At 32.3% G+C, this 16,437-nt stretch carries 16 protein-coding genes; 10 read left to right on the top strand and 6 right to left on the bottom strand.

Going from position 1 to position 16,437, the window contains the following annotated elements; all coding sequences use genetic code 11:
- The first annotated feature begins 294 nt into the window (after nt 1-294).
- The 3 genes from ACZ451_RS13660 to ACZ451_RS13650 all read left to right on the top strand — a co-directional run bounded on the left by ACZ451_RS13660 (nt 295) and on the right by ACZ451_RS13650 (nt 3,463).
- Nucleotides 295-1,875, top strand: a complete 1,581-nt coding sequence (locus ACZ451_RS13660) for an FMN-binding glutamate synthase family protein (RefSeq protein ID WP_464213318.1) — start codon at nt 295-297, stop codon at nt 1,873-1,875.
- Nucleotides 1,876-1,945: 70 nt separating this feature from the next.
- Entirely contained in the window at nt 1,946-2,722 is a 777-nt protein-coding gene (locus ACZ451_RS13655; RefSeq protein ID WP_464213317.1) for a hypothetical protein, read from the top strand.
- Nucleotides 2,723-2,749: 27 nt separating this feature from the next.
- Nucleotides 2,750-3,463, top strand: a complete 714-nt coding sequence (locus ACZ451_RS13650; protein WP_464213315.1) for a hypothetical protein — start codon at nt 2,750-2,752, stop codon at nt 3,461-3,463.
- 126 nt (nt 3,464-3,589) lie between these two features.
- Here the strand turns inward: ACZ451_RS13650 and ACZ451_RS13645 are convergent, their stop codons facing one another.
- The 4 genes from ACZ451_RS13645 to ACZ451_RS13630 all read right to left on the bottom strand — a co-directional run bounded on the left by ACZ451_RS13645 (nt 3,590) and on the right by ACZ451_RS13630 (nt 7,943).
- Entirely contained in the window at nt 3,590-4,111 is a 522-nt protein-coding gene (locus ACZ451_RS13645; RefSeq protein WP_464213313.1) for an outer membrane beta-barrel protein, read from the bottom strand.
- 145 nt (nt 4,112-4,256) lie between these two features.
- Nucleotides 4,257-4,802 carry a VOC family protein gene (locus tag ACZ451_RS13640; protein ID WP_464213311.1) on the bottom strand — a complete coding sequence of 182 codons (546 nt, stop codon included), beginning with the start codon at nt 4,800-4,802 and terminating at the stop codon, nt 4,257-4,259.
- 97 nt (nt 4,803-4,899) lie between these two features.
- The gene (locus ACZ451_RS13635; RefSeq protein ID WP_464213309.1) at nt 4,900-6,093 is read right to left on the bottom strand and encodes a PQQ-dependent sugar dehydrogenase; all 1,194 of its coding nucleotides are present in this window, start codon (nt 6,091-6,093) and stop codon (nt 4,900-4,902) included.
- Nucleotides 6,094-6,377: 284 nt separating this feature from the next.
- On the bottom strand, nt 6,378-7,943 hold the full coding sequence (locus tag ACZ451_RS13630; protein ID WP_464213307.1) for a DUF11 domain-containing protein: 1,566 nt from the start codon (nt 7,941-7,943) through the stop codon (nt 6,378-6,380).
- A 367-nt stretch (nt 7,944-8,310) separates the two neighbouring features.
- Here ACZ451_RS13630 and ACZ451_RS13625 point away from each other — a divergent pair, with 367 nt between their 5' ends.
- From ACZ451_RS13625 to ACZ451_RS13615, 3 genes are all read left to right on the top strand, one after another.
- Nucleotides 8,311-9,243 (top strand): M28 family peptidase, encoded by a 933-nt coding sequence (locus ACZ451_RS13625; RefSeq protein ID WP_464213305.1) that lies wholly within the window; start codon nt 8,311-8,313, stop codon nt 9,241-9,243.
- Between the two features lie 105 nt (nt 9,244-9,348).
- Entirely contained in the window at nt 9,349-10,977 is a 1,629-nt protein-coding gene (locus ACZ451_RS13620) for an apiosidase-like domain-containing protein (protein WP_464213303.1), read from the top strand.
- 27 nt (nt 10,978-11,004) lie between these two features.
- The gene (locus ACZ451_RS13615) at nt 11,005-11,799 is read left to right on the top strand and encodes a 3-keto-disaccharide hydrolase (protein WP_464213301.1); all 795 of its coding nucleotides are present in this window, start codon (nt 11,005-11,007) and stop codon (nt 11,797-11,799) included.
- Here ACZ451_RS13615 and ACZ451_RS13610 read toward each other — a convergent pair whose 3' ends face one another.
- On the bottom strand, nt 11,800-12,255 hold the full coding sequence (locus ACZ451_RS13610; RefSeq protein WP_464213299.1) for a nuclear transport factor 2 family protein: 456 nt from the start codon (nt 12,253-12,255) through the stop codon (nt 11,800-11,802).
- A gap of 34 nt (nt 12,256-12,289) precedes the next feature.
- Nucleotides 12,290-13,492, bottom strand: coding sequence for a vWA domain-containing protein (locus ACZ451_RS13605; RefSeq protein WP_464213297.1), 1,203 nt, complete (start codon nt 13,490-13,492; stop codon nt 12,290-12,292).
- Between the two features lie 322 nt (nt 13,493-13,814).
- On the opposite strand from ACZ451_RS13605, the gene panB reads away from it, so the two are divergent.
- The 4 genes from panB to ACZ451_RS13585 are packed head-to-tail and all read left to right on the top strand — an operon-like array spanning nt 13,815 to nt 16,435.
- The gene (panB, locus tag ACZ451_RS13600) at nt 13,815-14,633 is read left to right on the top strand and encodes a 3-methyl-2-oxobutanoate hydroxymethyltransferase (protein ID WP_464213295.1); all 819 of its coding nucleotides are present in this window, start codon (nt 13,815-13,817) and stop codon (nt 14,631-14,633) included.
- 45 nt (nt 14,634-14,678) lie between these two features.
- Complete coding sequence (gene lspA / locus ACZ451_RS13595; RefSeq protein WP_464213293.1) at nt 14,679-15,161, top strand: signal peptidase II; 483 nt, start codon at nt 14,679-14,681, stop codon at nt 15,159-15,161.
- 59 nt (nt 15,162-15,220) lie between these two features.
- Nucleotides 15,221-15,877 (top strand): RluA family pseudouridine synthase, encoded by a 657-nt coding sequence (locus tag ACZ451_RS13590; protein WP_464213291.1) that lies wholly within the window; start codon nt 15,221-15,223, stop codon nt 15,875-15,877.
- Between the two features lie 36 nt (nt 15,878-15,913).
- Nucleotides 15,914-16,435 (top strand): DUF4252 domain-containing protein, encoded by a 522-nt coding sequence (locus ACZ451_RS13585; protein ID WP_464213289.1) that lies wholly within the window; start codon nt 15,914-15,916, stop codon nt 16,433-16,435.
- Nucleotides 16,436-16,437 lie beyond the last annotated feature (2 nt).

Genomic DNA, 16,437 nt, shown 5'->3' with positions numbered 1-16,437 from the left:
AAACTTATAAACTAGCGAAGCGAATAAACTTTTAATATGATAAGTCATCAGTTCGAGTGTTTTTTTGTAATGAAATGTAGAAAAAATGTATCGAGAACCCATTCTTGCTAATGTAGGTTCTCGATAAACAAAATTTAAAGAAGAAAATATTTTAAATTTAGCACTCGAACTGACGTAAAAACTTAATTTATACATAATAAAATAAACTCATAAACTAGCGGAGCGAATAAACTCATAAACTAAATTGCCTTATGGCAATCAAATAAACAAGCATAGCACATAAACTTTTATATAATGATTAACTTTCTTACAAGTCTCCCATGGTGGGTATGGGCTTTACTATTTTTAGCTATCGTGGCGATAAGAGATGTATTTTTTCAAAAAAGCCATACCATTACTCATAATTTTCCTATAGTAGGCCATATGCGGTATTGGTTAGAGAGTATTGGTCCAGAAATGCGTCAGTATTTTGTAGCTAATAATAGAGAAGAACTTCCTTTTAATAGAATAGAACGTGGTTGGATCTATGCTTCCGCTAAAAAAGAAAATAACTACGAAGGTTTTGGTACGGATAGAGATATCTATGCACATCAGCATATTTTTATTAAAAATCAGATGATGGCTTATAAAGTAGATGAAAATCATCCAAATACAGAAGACAAAAGTTTTTTACCTTGTGCAAAGGTCATGGGTGCTTATAATCAGCGTAGAAAACCATTTCGCCCAGCATCCGCTATTAATGTTTCGGCAATGAGTTTTGGATCGCTTTCTGCTGCTGCAGTAGAAGCTTTAAATAAAGGTGTTTCAAAATCTGATGCCTACCATAACACTGGAGAGGGTGGTTTATCTCCCTACCACAAGCAAGGTGGAGATGTTGTTTTTCATTTTGGTACAGGTTATTTTGGTGTCCGAACTAAAGACGGGAATTTTTCTATGGAAAAAATGCAGGCCTTAGTAGCGCAAAACCCTTGTATAAAAGCCATTGAAATAAAATTATCGCAGGGCGCAAAACCTGGTAAAGGAGGAGTTTTACCAGGTGCTAAAATTACTCCAGAATTGGCAGAAATTCGCGGTGTAGAAGTTGGTAAAGATGTGCTCTCCCCTGCTACGCATAAAGCTTTTAGTACGATACCAGAATTGCTGCAATTGATAGAAGAAATTGCAGAAAAAACCGGACTCCCAGTAGGGATTAAAGGTGCTATTGGAAAATTAGACCAATGGGAAGAATTGGCAGATTTAATGCTAAAAACAGGGAAAGGACCCGATTTTATTACCGTAGATGGTGGCGAAGGTGGTACTGGAGCTGCGCCACCCAGTTTTGCAGATCATGTATCCTTACCATGGGTCTATGGTTTTTCTAGTTTGTATAAAGTATTTCAGAATAGAAATTTAACCGAACGCATTGTTTTTATAGGCAGTGGCAAATTAGGCTTTCCCGCAAAAGCGGCAATGGCATTTGCTATGGGGGTAGATTGTATTAATGTAGCCCGAGAAGCCATGATGAGTATTGGTTGTATCCAAGCACAAATATGCCATACCAATCGTTGCCCTGCTGGGATTGCCACTCAGAAAAAATGGACTCAAAAAGGGATTAATATTCCCTTAAAATCAGAACGACTTGCGCAATACTTTAAAACCTTTAGAAAAGAACTTATAGAAGTCACCCATGCCGCTGGTTATGAACATCCTTGCCAATTTAAAATGTGTGATATTCAGGTAAATGTAGATGATATTGATTTTAATAGGGATTTGAAAAAAAGCTATGGGTATGAAAAAACTCCAGTCCCTTTTGAAAGTATGCAAAAACTAAAAGACTGCATGCATATAGGTGGGAAATATTGTACTGTTGAAAAACGAACTGCTACTGCCAATTAAAAATTTATAAAAAAGAGCCCAAACCAGACTGAAATATTAAATTTGTTGTTTAAAATAAAAATATTAAAAAATGAAACATACTTTACTTGCATTATTCCTTTTAGCCAGTATTTCATATATCCAAGCACAGAAAAAAGCAGAATTATTACTCCAAATAGATAGCTTAAAAACAGAATTAGCTGAGGTAAAGACTGAATTAGCCACTGCTCAAAAAAATGTAAAAGTAAGTAAAACTGAATCGGAAGCCTATAAAACCCAAGCCAATGAATTGCAAAAAATAAACAATGGTTTAATGACAAATTTGTCTAAAATGACCAATTCATCTATGGAAAAATCTAACAATATAGGACAAACATTAGAAAGTCTTAGAGCTAAGGAGAAAAAGCTAAAATTATTTAGAGATGAATTTAGTAAGAACGATTCTATTATGTTAGCAGTCTTAACAAATTTTAAACAAGCATTAGGAAATAACGAAGAAATTAGTGTTTATGAAGGTGCAGTTGTTGTAAAATTAAATCAAACTGCTCGCGAAGCAATAACTGCTACCGATAGTATTGGTATGGCTCCTGCAGTAGGTTTCCTAGAAAAAGTAGCTTTAGTGTTAGCAAATAATCCAAATATGTCAATTACAGTGGAAGGATATACGAATACTGGTGAATTAGATCAGGCGGCGAATCAAGCAATAACAGTAGTTACAATACTTGAGCAAAAATTTGGGATCGACCCAAATCGTTTTACAGTATCAGGAAAAGACGGTGGGTTTATAGAATCTATTTTAATTAATGTACATCCAAAATATGAGGCTTTTTATTTTAAAGTTCGTGAGGAATTGAAGGAGAAGAGATAATTATTTTATATTTCAAAAAGGAAATAATTGAAAACTAAAAAAAACCTAAACATTAAGAATTGGAAAAAATATTTGTTTGAATTTCTTTCAGTTTTCTTCGCTATTAGTTTCGCATTTATTTTAGAAAGATGGAATGAAGACAGAAAAAACATACTTGCCGAAAATAAAATCTTAAATGAGATTTATAATGGATTAGAACGTGATAGCCTAGATTTGGACTATGATGAACAATACTACAAAACAACATTTGATGGACTCAAATATTTTAATAAAATAATTGACGGTCATATCATAAAAACAGATTCATTAGTTAATTTTTATTATTTTATAACTCGTGATGTTTTAGTTGTTCAAAATAAATCAGGCTATGAATCATTAAAATCAAAAGGCTTAGAAACCATAGCAAACGACTCTTTGCGAAGTAAAATAATAAACCTTTACGAGGTTGATTATGATTTATCCGAAAAATTTAATGAACAGTTTCAAGAAAATAAATTTTCAGAAAATTACTTTCATAAAATAAATGATGTAATAGCACCAAATTTTGAATACGACTCTTTAGGAAATATTAAAGGAATTAAATTACCGTTGATTATTGAGGAAAAACAACGAAAATTATTAAAAAGTTATTTTTGGAAAATAGCAATAACTAAAGGGGAACGATTTCGAACTAACAAATCTCAAAAAGAAAAAATAGGTAAATTAAGAAAGTCCATAAAAAAGTACCTCGATGATAATTAAGTGTAAAAATTATTTGTGAAAAAGTTAAGTTAAAACCAGTGAAACATTACTGGGTTTTTAGCTAATATATTTAAATAACATATCTAGCATAATTAATCAAAAAAACACTTATTATAGATTTTATTTTTACCGCCCTCTAAGCCCTTTTCCAGAATCAAAAGTATACAGTAATCCAATAGTAATCGTAGTCCAACTCGCATTTTCAAATTGTATGGCAGTGTAAGATACATTTATTTCTGTTTGGGCACTCATTAAATAGCCAATAGTAGGTCTGTAGTATAATCCACTTTGCTCAGTATCATTTAAGCTAAAACCGTAGCCTAATTTGCCTCCAAAAGAAAAAGAATTAGAAGTCCAGACACGAACATCAGCTGCTACATTTGAAAATTGTAAACTTGGTAAATCTAAGTCGCTCGTGCCTTCTTTAAAAGTTTCTGGGAAAGCGTGAATAATCCCAACACTTGCGCCCAGATCTAATACTTCATTTACACCAAAAGAATACCCTATATCTGCTCCTACTACAACGCCTGTTACGGCATTAAAATCATTGTGGGGCAGACCTGCCTGAATGCCTATTTTAAAACCTTCTTGTGCTGATACTAGTGTAGAAATACTTAAGAAAAGAAATATAATGATACTATTTTTCATGATTATGGTTTGGTTTAGGTTATTCAACTAACGCAAAACCATCATAATTCGCATAAATTATTTGCTTTTTGTTGTTAAACGCATCAAAATAGTCTAGAAACAACGTTTTTATGTTGTAGCTTTTATAAAGGAAAAAGTAGCTTCCTTACTCTTTTTTATAATTTTCTATTAATTCTATAAAAACGCCAAGGGCTTTGGCGCTATCAGCATAAGCATATTCACCACCATTCCAACCACCTTGTTGGAGTACTGGCATTTTTTGTTGCTCAAAAACTTCTACGTAGTGCTCCCCTATTCCTGCTACTTCAAAAGCAATATGATGAACTCCTTCTCCTTTTTCATGTAAAAAAGTTTTCCAATGACTAGCTGCTTCCCCTACTGGTTCTATTAGCTCTACTTTAATATTTTCTAAAGTGATAAATGCTAATTTTGCCTTAGCATCTGATGCTTTTCCCAAATACTGCGTTGGGTTATCCTGATGTCCTTTTGCTAGGTTTATTTTTGGTTTACTTTCTAAACCTAGTACCGCAACCCAATTTTCTAATGTAGCTTCTATATCATGAACTACAATCCCAATATGTAACATGTTATGATCTGGCACTACGCTATCTGGAGTTTGCGTTTCTCCAACTTTAAAAGCTACTAAAGCTACGGCTAGAAATAAAAAGAATAGTATGCATACTTTTTTCATATCACAATTGTTTAAAATTAAATAGGTGATGTTTTCTATTTAAAGGAATATTCTGGAAGAATCCTATCGACCAAAAAAATATTCTAAAAGCTGTTACTTAATTTTCTTTACTGTAAGAAACTCTGTAAATAGCATCTGCAAAATCATCAGAAATTAATAAAGACCCATCTTTTAGCTGTAAAATATCAACTGGTCTTCCAAACCGCTCTTGCGTTTCTTCATTTAACCAACCTTCTATAAAAGGCTCGTAAGAAACTGCTTTATTATTTGCTACAGATACTGAAGAAATTTTATAGCCAACTTTAGAAGAACGGTTCCAAGAGCCGTGTTCTGCAATAAAAGCCATTCCTTTATATTTTTCAGGAAACATATCTCCTGTATAAAATTTTACGCCCAAAGGCGCAACATGTGCTCCTAGTTTTTGCTCTGGAGCAATAAAGTCTGTACTAGGGTATTTGTGTCCATATTCTGGGTCTTTAACGGTACCACCATGCCAATAAGGATAGCCAAAATGTTGCCCTACAGCTGTAACTTTATTTAACTCACAAGGCGGAATACTATCTCCTAGCATATCTCTACCATTATCTGTAAACCACATTTCTTTAGTTTCTGGATGCCAGGTAAATCCAACTGAATTCCGAACTCCTCTTGCAAAAATTTCTCTACCAGTACCATCTGGATTCATCCGCGTAATTGTAGCAAAACGTTCATCTTCAAGAGAGCGTTCACAGATATTACAGGGTGCTCCTACTGGTATATATAATTTTCCATCTGGTCCAAAAGCAATATATTTCCAACCATGATGAAATTCCGTTGGGTAGTCGTCATAAATTACTTCAGGTGTTCCAGGATTAGCTAGCTTATTTTCAATATCGCTATATTTTAATAATCTATTTACTTCAGCCACATAAAGTGCTCCATCTTTAAATGCTACGCCATTAGGCACTTTTAAAGTAGTATCTAATTCAATTATTTTATCCGCTCTAAAATCATGGTCTAAATCTTGTAAGGCATATAATTTATTTTGCCCTCTAGAGCCCACAAAAATAGTCCCATCATCACTCATTGTCATAGATCTTGCTCCATCAATACCTTCTACAAAAGTTTCAATTTTAAAGCCTTTAGGCAATTTTAGGTTTTTTAAGGGTAAACTAGAAATAAATGCTTCTTTAGGAGTTTTATTAGGTGTAGGTTCTTTTTTTTCATCTTTACATGAAGAAATCACTAAAAGTAAAACAAGAAATAATACGCTTTTTTGTAAAGTAGACTGTAATTGCATGTTTGTGAGCATTTTTAGATTGTGATTGCAAAATTAATCCAAAAACTTAAGACCAGTAAATTTTGTTTTTGACCTGATATAATAATGAGAATTCTAAATAATAATTTACGAAAAAATAATTTTAACGAAAATAAAAATCAATATGATATTACTTTGAGGAAAGAGACCTAGCTACCATGAAAAAGAAATAACCAAAAAGTAGGCCGCAGAACAATGGCTTGTTAGCCATTTTAAGAAAGCTTTCTTTTAAGTTTTAAAATGATAAGAATTTTTAAAACATGTTTACCTGTAAACTTTTAATTGTTTATTCTATAGGTAATTCTTCGGTTCGTAATCATAATACCTGCTACTATCGTAGCCGCAACATTTGCTACATTATTCCCAAAAGCATTGTCTCTAGAACCTGCAAATACCGAAGCAATATTGGAGAAAGTAGTATTAGGAGTACCATTTACAGTACCTCTAATTAATATGGTTTCTGTAACTCCATTTGATATTATGGAATAGCTTAAAGAACCTGTCCATGGGTTCCATGTTGTTCCTCCGTCTATAGAAAATTCTGGGGAATTAATTTGTGCAGGCACAACATCATTTACAACTACATTAAAAGCAATATCTGGTCCATTATTTGTAACATCAATTGTATAGGTAAGTAATCCTCCAGTAGCAATTGTTGGAGAAGATACCGTTTTAGTAGCCGATACGTCTGCCAGTAATCGAAGCTCTCCACAGCTTGCGTTTGTACCTGAACAGTCTTCATCACCAGCAGGTAAATCACTATTTCCACTAGCACACCATACAATAGATACATCCCAAAACCCAGCATTTTGAATATCTCCGTTGGTTATATTAACAAAGCCATTACCCAATATGCCTTGGTTAGAAGAATCGTTTTGAAAAGATCCATTCTGTAGTTCAACGCAACTATTAAAATGAAACAAAGTTCCTTCATTTTTAAAATTCCCATTAGTGCTAGTAAGTACGGAATTTGATGTACTTATGGTTCCTCCTGGTTTTATTTCGATATTATCAGATGTCTCTAAGGTGCCATTATCTAAAATTAAAGATCCTTCATCGTCAACTAATAGACTGAGGCTACCAGGCATAATAACATCGTGGTTTATCACTACAGTATCTCCGTTATTTATTTCATCTGAAGGACGACAGCCACATGGTGTTACGCCAAGATCTGTAGACCATATACTATTATCATTCCAATTGCCATTAGCTATGGTTGTATATGTAGTCCCCGTAACAAATGTAATGCTTAGTTCTGGAGCATTTGCAGCACTCCCATCAAAAGAAAATGCAGATCTAAGTCCACTCCCTTGAAACAAAAAAGTAATTGCATTTCCATTAGACCAACCAGGGCGGCTAATAAGTTCTTTAATAATGGGAGATAAGTTTGGAGTACGTTGTGCTGCACCACTTTCGCCAATAGTATTCCATGATACTATATTAGACCAAGCTAAAATAGCACTGGTACTTGGTCTAGTAGATACATTAAAATCGGTTGCTGAAAATGTAGCAGCATTATCTGTTGCCTCTCCACTAATTAAAAGCGTTGTATTAGCAGATTCTGTATTACTTGCTGTAAATTGTATACTAGCATTTAATATACTAGCACCTTGAGGAACTGTAATATTAGTATAGCGTAAACCAATGATTTGACTTGTGCTTCCATCAACAATCATTTCTAAATCGGCATCAGTAACAGTAACAACACCAGTTGCTAAGCTTTCCTCTGCATCATCACTACTCGTTACTATTTGACGATTAATAGTGGTTTGACTGATTAATAATAATGGTAAAAACAAAAAAAAGATCACTATTGTGTAGTGATTATCTAATTTGATCATCATTAATGTTTAAATTTTGGCGTTTTAAAATTAGTATATAAGGTTCAATCAAAATAAAATTTGTTGTGTGTTATCATAAATTAGAGGTAAACTGATAGATATGAGCAATTTGCATCATTTTTTAATGAAAATTAATTGAAAATATTTTTTTGCAAAAGAAAATTCTTACCATTTAAATTACTGAATATGATGTTTTTAGCTAAAAAGGACTCCATTTGATAATAATGCTACATCAAAAAAACATCACGTGTATTTATTTAAGTTAAAACAAGGCTTAAATCATTAAATTTTCAGTAAAGAAAAAGTATTCATTATATTGTAATAAAATTCTAAAAAATAGAACATTTAATATCTACGAATTCCATCTAAAATGATAAAAAAAACTTCTATTTTAATTGTTATTATTATACTAAAGAGTTCATTTTGCACAGCCCAAGTACAGTCAGACACTACTTTAATTAAAACACATCTAACAAAAATCACCAAAACAGCTAAGGCTAGGAATTATAAGAATCTAGAAAGTTTAAATAATATAGCTGCATATATTTTAGGAGTATTTCAAGAAAATACAAAACAAGCATACTACCAAAATTTTAAGGTAAAGGGAAATACTTATAAAAATGTAATCTGTTCTTTTGGCGATCCTACTAATCCAAAAATTATTATTGGCGCACATTATGATGTTTGTGGAGATCAAGAAGGAGCAGATGATAATGCTAGTGGAGTGGCAGGCTTATTAGAGCTAGCAAGGTTATTAAAAAATAACACTAAGGCATTAAAATATCACATAGAGTTAGTGGCTTACACTTTAGAAGAGCCTCCTTTTTTTAATACGCAACAAATGGGGAGTTATATACATGCTACATCATTAAAAGAAAATCATACTCCTGTTTTTGGGATGATAAGCCTTGAGATGATTGGGTATTATTCTGATAAAAAAGACTCACAACAATATCCAATTCCTGCTTTGTCTGATCTGTATGGTACAAAAGGAGATTTTATAACAGTAATAAGTCCTCATAAAAAAGGGATGTTCGAAAAAGCGTTTTCTACCAAATTTAATGCGTTAGACCATATTAAAACAGTACTTTTTAGTAGTCCTGTCCCAATAAAAAGCACACAACTATCAGATCATTTAAATTATTGGAATATGGGGTATGATGCTGTAATGATTACGGATACCGCTTTCTTGAGAAATAAAAATTACCATACAAAAGCAGATACTATGGAAAAATTAGATCTTTTAAAAATAGCTAAAGTTATAGACAGTGTTTACGAAACAATCATAATCTTACAAGACTAAATTAAGAACATTTATGATAGGATAAAACCGATTTCTAACGTATTATATTTCATTTTTTTTAGAAATTGCTAATACATTATAAAACCCATTTATACAGACTATTAAATGAAATACTTTTTCTCTTTTTTTCTTTTTCAACTAATTTTCCAAACTTCTTTAGCACAATACCAAGAATATCAGTACAAAACCAATCTAAAACAGACCATTAAACAATGGGAAGTTATAGATATTAGCATACAAGCAAAAGCTATTCTTGATCCATTTATGGATCAAAGTATAGTGGTTTTTACGCATGTTAGTGGTAAAACATTAGAACTTCCGCTAATCTACAATGGTAAAAATAAAAAAAGAAGCCATTGGCTTATTCGGTTTTCTGCTGCTGAAACTGGTACTTGGTCTTTTGTAACTAAAAGTAAGCATCGTTCTCTAAATTATAAAAAAGGTAAAATTACAGTTGTAAACAATGTAAAACATAAAGGAGGGCTTAGCTTATCTAATACCGATAAAAGAAATTTGTATTTTGAGTCTGGTGAGCGTTACACTCCCATTGCTTTTGAATGTGATTGGCTGTATGCCTTAGATTATCATAATGACAAAAGCTTACCTAAAACCAATCATTTACTAGACCTTATTAAAGAAAATGGTTTTAACCAAATTGTAATGAATGTTTTTTCTTATGATGTAAGTTGGAAAAAAGATGAAAAGTTAGCAATGCATCCCGAGCATGAATTTGGAGGACCAGATGATATTTTTCCTTTCTTAGGAACAAACAAAAATCCAGATTTTGAACATCTAAATATAGATTTTTTCAAAAAGTACGATCGTACTATACTTGCAATGCACAATAGGGAATTATTTGCGCATATTATGATTTATGTTTGGAATAAGCTTGTAGCTTGGCCAGATATGCAATCTAAAGCAGATAATATGTATTATGATTATGTGATAAAAAGATACCAGGCATTTCCAAATGTTTTATGGGATGTTTCTAAAGAAGCCTTGTATTATGGGAGAGCAGATGAAGCTTATATTTCTGAACGTATAACTCGTATTAGAGAAAAAGATGCCTACAAACGTTTAGTTACAGTACACGATTATGGTTTTTGTAAAAAACATGCGGATGAGGTAGATTATATCTCTTCGCAAGATTGGAGTCATAATATTTACAATAAAACATTAGAAGCCTATAATACTTTTAAAAGTAAACCCATTTTTAATATAGAACATGGAGGCTATGAAACTGCTGATTATACGGTTTTTACAGGAGATTATACCAATGCAGAAACCTGTTTAAGGCGTAATTATATGTGTTTGTTTGCGGGTGCAGGCACCACTTATTATTGGCAAGGAACTTCTTGGAATGTATTGGTATACAATCCGTTTGAACAAGCTGCTGAAAGTTACAAGCCAAAATTTGAATATTTTAAGCACTTAAATACCTTTTGGAAGCAATTTACAGGCAAGAATTTAAAACCAAGTCCATGGCTCAATAGTAGTGGTTATGCACTTGCTAATGAAGACGGACTTACGCTACACTATATTCCAAAAGAAAATTTTCAATTAAAATTAGGCTGGCTAACGAGACCAGAGGAAGGGAAAACAAAAACTTTTTATTGGTTTAATACTCAAACAGGCGAAACAACTCCTATAAAAGAGGCTAAAGAAAAAAGCTATACAAATCCGTGGCGTTATAAAGCTGATGCCATTTTTGTAGCTAAAGCAACTAAAAACTAAAGCAGAATAGTACTTTAAGAATTTAATATGAAAAGAATTACGATTTTAACTATTGCTATAAGCACTTTAGCCACTTTATCATTCTCCTTAAAAGAGATACATGATGATAAAAATACTTGGAAAACATTATTTAATGGTAAAAATCTTGAGGGTTGGATACCCAAAATATACCATCATGAAGTTGGTGATAATTATGCGGATACCTTTAGGGTTGTAAAAGGCGTAATACAAGTAAATTACGATAAGTATACCGATGGATTTGGAGAACGTTTTGGGCATTTATTTTACGAAAAACCATTTTCTTCTTTTCATTTAAAATTTAAGTATCGTTTTACGGATCAATGGATGAGTGAAGCCCCTATTTTTACCTATAGAAATAGTGGTGTGATGTTTCATTCTCAGGCTCCTGAAACCATTTTAAAAGAACAAAATTGGCCTATTTCTGTAGAATACCAATTATTAGCAGAAGAAAAAGAAGGAGAAGCAAGACCCACTGGGAATATGTGTTCTCCGTCTACAGAAGTTTTTTATAAAGGTGAAATGGATCCACGTCATTGTATTCCATCCAATTCTAAAACATACCAATGGGATAAATGGGTTAAAGCAGATCTTATTGTATACGGTGACTCTCTTGTAATTCATAAAGTAAATGGAAAAGAAGTGTTACGCTATACAAAACCTCAAATTGGAGGAGATGTTGTAAAAGGACATAACCCAGCTGATAAAATTGATGGAAAACCACTCACTGAGGGTTATATTGCATTACAAGCGGAAGGTCAAGGCGTAGAATTTAAAAACATTAAGATAAAAGAACTTAAATAATTACTCACAGCCTTCTTTTCGCCTCGTATCAATTAAATAAATAATTTTCCAACCCTTATCAGTTTTAAGGAGTTGAAAAGAGTTAACACCACAATGACTAAAAGCGTCATTAAAATAAAATTGATACGATACCCAAGCATTTGCCATCTTCCCATCTATTTTAATATCAAAATGGGTTAGTTTTTCTTTAAATGATGTTGTCTCAGGGATACTAGCAATTGCTTTTAAAAAAGCATGAAAATCATCTGTCTTTACTTCATCTTCGCCATTTTTATTTTTAGCAATAGTTTGTAAAATAATTGAAGGAGAAACGGTTTCCTTAATCAAAGTAGAATCTTGCTGATGAAAACCTACAAAAAAATCTTCAATAGTTTTTTGAACATTATGTTGCTCACTATGTTGCGCATAACTTGTAACATGTAATGCAATAAAAAATAGAATAAGTAAATGTTTCATCAGTAGTGTTTTTTATCAAATTTAAAATAAAATATCACTCAGAATACTTTGTAACGAGCCTTACCAATAAATTATTTAATTTTTCTACTTGGTATTCTCCCACACTTGCTTCTAAATGATCATTACCAATACCACTATCATTAGTAATAAAAACATAAGTGCCATTTGTGGCAACAGCAAAAAAGCGCATTAAAAATTCCGTTTCTTTATCAATACCACTTGCGGTTATCGGAATTATTTTTATTCCCATTTTTGCAGCTTTTTCAATAGTATTATGAAGATTATCTATAACTTGATTGTTATGGTGAGGGGGTGCATCTAGTAATAAAAATGCAATTTTTGTTTTAGTGCTATTAGACCATTGCAATTCGGTTAATGCATTATCTAATGCAGTATGTACTGCTTCAGGAAAATCGCCACCACCATCTGCGCTTTGTGCTTTAATAAAATTTAATGTACTAGTAACATCTGTAGTGAAACCTGAATTACGCACCACATAGTCATCTCCTTCATCTCTGTAAAAAACTGATGATGTTGCAATTGTTGTATTAGGTCTATTTTCTTTTACTTTAGTGATCACATCTAGGAGATCTTTCTTTAAAAACTCTAATTCATCAGACATAGATCCTGTAGCATCTACAATAAAAGAAAGCTCTATTGTATTATTTTTTTCATTTACACCTGTATATACGATCTCATTTATACCTTCTGAAAAAGGAATAACTGGTCCATTTCTAAATTGCCCATCTACATAAAGGGAATACGAGGTGTAATCTATATTATTTTCTTGCTGTCTGGTTCCGGCAAAAAGTTCTGCTTTTCCAAAATTATCTGTTTTAGCTTCCCATACCACATTACCTTGCTTTTGTAATCCTACACTAATATTACTAACCGCATTTCCTTGGCTATCTTTAAGTACTACTGCTACTCTGTTTTCAGTATAAAAACTCCAATAATTTGGCATTTGCTTAAAATCCTCTACTCTTAAAAGATTTGTCCAGAAAGACCATTGGTCTAAATCATTCCATTCCGCAGCAGTTATTAACCCAGCTTCTTCTTGGCTTTGATTACCTTGTCCCTCAGTACCATTATCTACAGATGAACTACCTTCAGAATCTTCAGCAAAAGAATCTGTGCTAGGTTCTTCAGATAAAGAATCACTTGCTGCATCAATACCAGAAGAACATGAAGTAATAAAAAATAAACATATTGCTAAAAAACCTAAATACTTTGTCATCTTGTTATTTCTTTGAGTTGTATTTAAGATGTAAAATATAGCAATTGGTTGCGTAATTAATAGTAGCTATTATGATAAATAAAAAGCAATAAACCTCAGTACAAGCCCTGAAGTTGATATAAGTCATCGACAAAAGAGTCGAGGGTATTCAACCAAAACCTTGTTAAAAAAGTAGGATGAATTTTAACTTACAATTTTGAGTACGTCATGAAGATTTCTAAAGATTGAGTTTCACTAAAAAACATTTATTAAAGTTTTAATGCTACAGTACTTTTTTGGTGAAACTATTTCGTTATTTTTAACCAATTAAATTTCATACAGTATGTCTGTTGCAAAAAAAGAATACAAAAGAGTTACCGTAAAGTCTCTTGTAGACATGAAACAAAACGGTGAAAAAATATCTATGCTTACTGCCTATGATTATTCTATGGCTAAAATAGTTGATGCTGCTAATGTAGATGTTATTTTAGTAGGAGATTCCGCTAGTAATGTTATGGCGGGCCATGAAACGACTTTGCCCATTACACTAGATCAGATGATATACCATGCATCTTCTGTTATAAGAGCAGTGGAAAGAGCATTAGTAGTGGTTGATATTCCCTTTGGCAGCTACCAATCGGATTCTAAAGAAGCCCTCCGTTCTGCAATACGAATCATGAAAGAAAGTGGTGGGCATGCCGTAAAAGTAGAAGGTGGTATAGAAATAAAAGAATCTATTAGTCGTATTTTAAATGCAGGAATTCCTGTTATGGGACATTTAGGATTAACACCGCAATCTATTTACAAATTTGGTACCTATACCGTACGTGCTAAAGAAAAAGAAGAAGCAGAAAAATTAATCAAGGATGCCTTAATGCTAGAAGAAACTGGGTGTTTTGCTATCGTTTTAGAAAAAATACCTGCTGCATTAGCCAAACAAGTAGCAGAAAGCGTTAGCATTCCTGTAATTGGTATTGGTGCAGGTAATGGTGTAGACGGGCAAGTGTTGGTTACTCATGATTTAATTGGTATGACCAAAGAGTTTAATCCAAGGTTTTTACGCAGATATATGAATCTATATGAAGAAATGAGTAATGCTATTGGAAACTATGTTTCTGATGTAAAAAGTAAAGATTTCCCTAGTGATGAAGAACAGTATTAATTGAATTTGTACTGTATTTATTATTTTAATTCTTGACCAAAAATTATGCTAAAAAAAATTGCGCTCATTTTACTTATTCTCCTAAATATTGGTTGTGATCAAATCACAAAAAATATGATCAGAGACAAAGTAGTTCCTGGAGAACAAACCCATCTTATACAAGATGTTTTTATTATGACTAATGTAGAAAATACGGGTGCAATGCTAGGTTTTGGACAAGACTTCTCTCCTATTATAAAACTAATATTATTACAAATTCTTCCCGTTTTAGTACTTGTAGGTTTATTTATCAGAATCATTAGAAAACAAGAAATTAGCATTTGGCTTATTGTAATTTTCTCATTTGTTATTGGTGGTGGAATAGGAAATTTAATTGACCGGATTTTTATTGGTTCAGTAACTGATTTCTTTATTTTAAAACTTGGTTTTTTTAAAACTGGGGTTTTTAATATGGCTGATGTTTCCGTTACTACTGGTGTATTATGCATTCTGGCCATGATCCTTATGAGAAAGAATATTGAAATATAAGTTATAGCCCTATCAAACAACATAAAAATATTTATTCTACATCAAAAAATCTTCAAGTCTTGTATGAAGATAATCACCTTATTGCAATCAATAAGCGCCCTGGTGATATCGTACAAGGAGACAAAACAGGAGATGTTCCTTTAAGCGAAATAGTAAAAGAATATATTAAACACAAATATAACAAACCGGGTAATGTTTATTTAGGGGTTGCACATCGTTTAGATAGGCCAACTTCTGGCATTGTTGTTTTTGCAAAAACCTCTAAGGCTTTACCACGGTTAAATAAATTATTTGCCGAAAAAGCTGCTCAAAAAACCTATTGGGCTGTAGTTAAAAAAAGCCCTCCAAAAGCGTATGATACGCTTATACATTGGTTAAAACGAAATACCAAACAAAATAAATCTTACGCAAATACTAAAGAAGTTCCAGAGAGCAAAAAAGCTATTTTAACCTATACTAGGTTAAAGAAGCTAGATCATTATTTTTTACTAGAAATAGATTTACAAACAGGAAGGCATCACCAAATAAGAGCGCAATTATCTGCTATTGGCTGTGCTATTAAAGGCGATTTAAAGTATGGAGCGGATAGAAGCAATAAAGATGGTAGTATTCATTTACATGCCCGTAAATTAGCTTTTATGCATCCAGTGAAAAAAGAACCAATACAAATTGTTGCCCCTCCTCCAAATGAAGCTATTTGGAATGCTTGCTCTTAATTTTTTAGTATTTTTAGGCAAAATCCTAACCATACCATGAAAAATTTACTTTTTATTCTGTCTTTCACCCTATTTGTTTCTTGTAGCAGTTATCATAGTATTGATACTTTTTATAATACACATAAAAATGACAATAAGGTAACCGCTGTACGAGTACCAAGATTTATGTTATCCTTACTCAGTAGTATTTCTCCAGAAGTACAGGCATTAATAGGCAATACTAAAGATTTAAGATACATGCAGTTCCCAAGTGCTACTCCAGAAAAAACTACATTTTTAAACAATCAGATGAATACTATTACGGGAAACTCATTTATAGAAATATTCCGAAAAAATGATGAGTTAAAACGAAATGTAGTTTCTATACGGGAGAAAAAAGATGTTGTTAAAGAAATTTTGATTTATAATAATAATGGTGTAAACGGCTCTTTTCTCTATTTTAATGGCAATTTTGATCCTGTAAAAGTGAAAGAAATGGCCAAAAATCAGCAATTTGATAACTTGACTACAAATTTCATCAATCAGTATAATGTAAATACACCAGGGATACGTAACTAGGG

This window comes from Allocellulophaga tsushimaensis (genome assembly GCF_055383085.1).
Note: the sequence above shows the minus strand (reverse complement) of the source record. Positions and strands in the feature narration are given on the sequence as shown.

Excerpts from the sequence above, each read along its gene's own strand:
- ACZ451_RS13645 (WP_464213313.1), bottom strand. The coding sequence starts at position 4,111 with ATGAAAAATAGTATCATTATATTTCTTTTCTTAAGTATTTCTACACTA.
- ACZ451_RS13610 (WP_464213299.1), bottom strand. The coding sequence starts at position 12,255 with ATGAAACATTTACTTATTCTATTTTTTATTGCATTACATGTTACAAGT.
- ACZ451_RS13605 (WP_464213297.1), bottom strand. The coding sequence starts at position 13,492 with ATGACAAAGTATTTAGGTTTTTTAGCAATATGTTTATTTTTTATTACT.
- panB (WP_464213295.1), top strand. The coding sequence starts at position 13,815 with ATGTCTGTTGCAAAAAAAGAATACAAAAGAGTTACCGTAAAGTCTCTT.
- ACZ451_RS13625 (WP_464213305.1), top strand. The coding sequence starts at position 8,311 with ATGATAAAAAAAACTTCTATTTTAATTGTTATTATTATACTAAAGAGT.
- ACZ451_RS13630 (WP_464213307.1), bottom strand. The coding sequence starts at position 7,943 with ATGATGATCAAATTAGATAATCACTACACAATAGTGATCTTTTTTTTG.
- lspA (WP_464213293.1), top strand. The coding sequence starts at position 14,679 with ATGCTAAAAAAAATTGCGCTCATTTTACTTATTCTCCTAAATATTGGT.
- ACZ451_RS13640 (WP_464213311.1), bottom strand. The coding sequence starts at position 4,802 with ATGAAAAAAGTATGCATACTATTCTTTTTATTTCTAGCCGTAGCTTTA.
- ACZ451_RS13655 (WP_464213317.1), top strand. The coding sequence starts at position 1,946 with ATGAAACATACTTTACTTGCATTATTCCTTTTAGCCAGTATTTCATAT.
- ACZ451_RS13620 (WP_464213303.1), top strand. The coding sequence starts at position 9,349 with ATGAAATACTTTTTCTCTTTTTTTCTTTTTCAACTAATTTTCCAAACT.
- ACZ451_RS13660 (WP_464213318.1), top strand. The coding sequence starts at position 295 with ATGATTAACTTTCTTACAAGTCTCCCATGGTGGGTATGGGCTTTACTA.
- ACZ451_RS13585 (WP_464213289.1), top strand. The coding sequence starts at position 15,914 with ATGAAAAATTTACTTTTTATTCTGTCTTTCACCCTATTTGTTTCTTGT.
- ACZ451_RS13635 (WP_464213309.1), bottom strand. The coding sequence starts at position 6,093 with ATGCTCACAAACATGCAATTACAGTCTACTTTACAAAAAAGCGTATTA.
- ACZ451_RS13615 (WP_464213301.1), top strand. The coding sequence starts at position 11,005 with ATGAAAAGAATTACGATTTTAACTATTGCTATAAGCACTTTAGCCACT.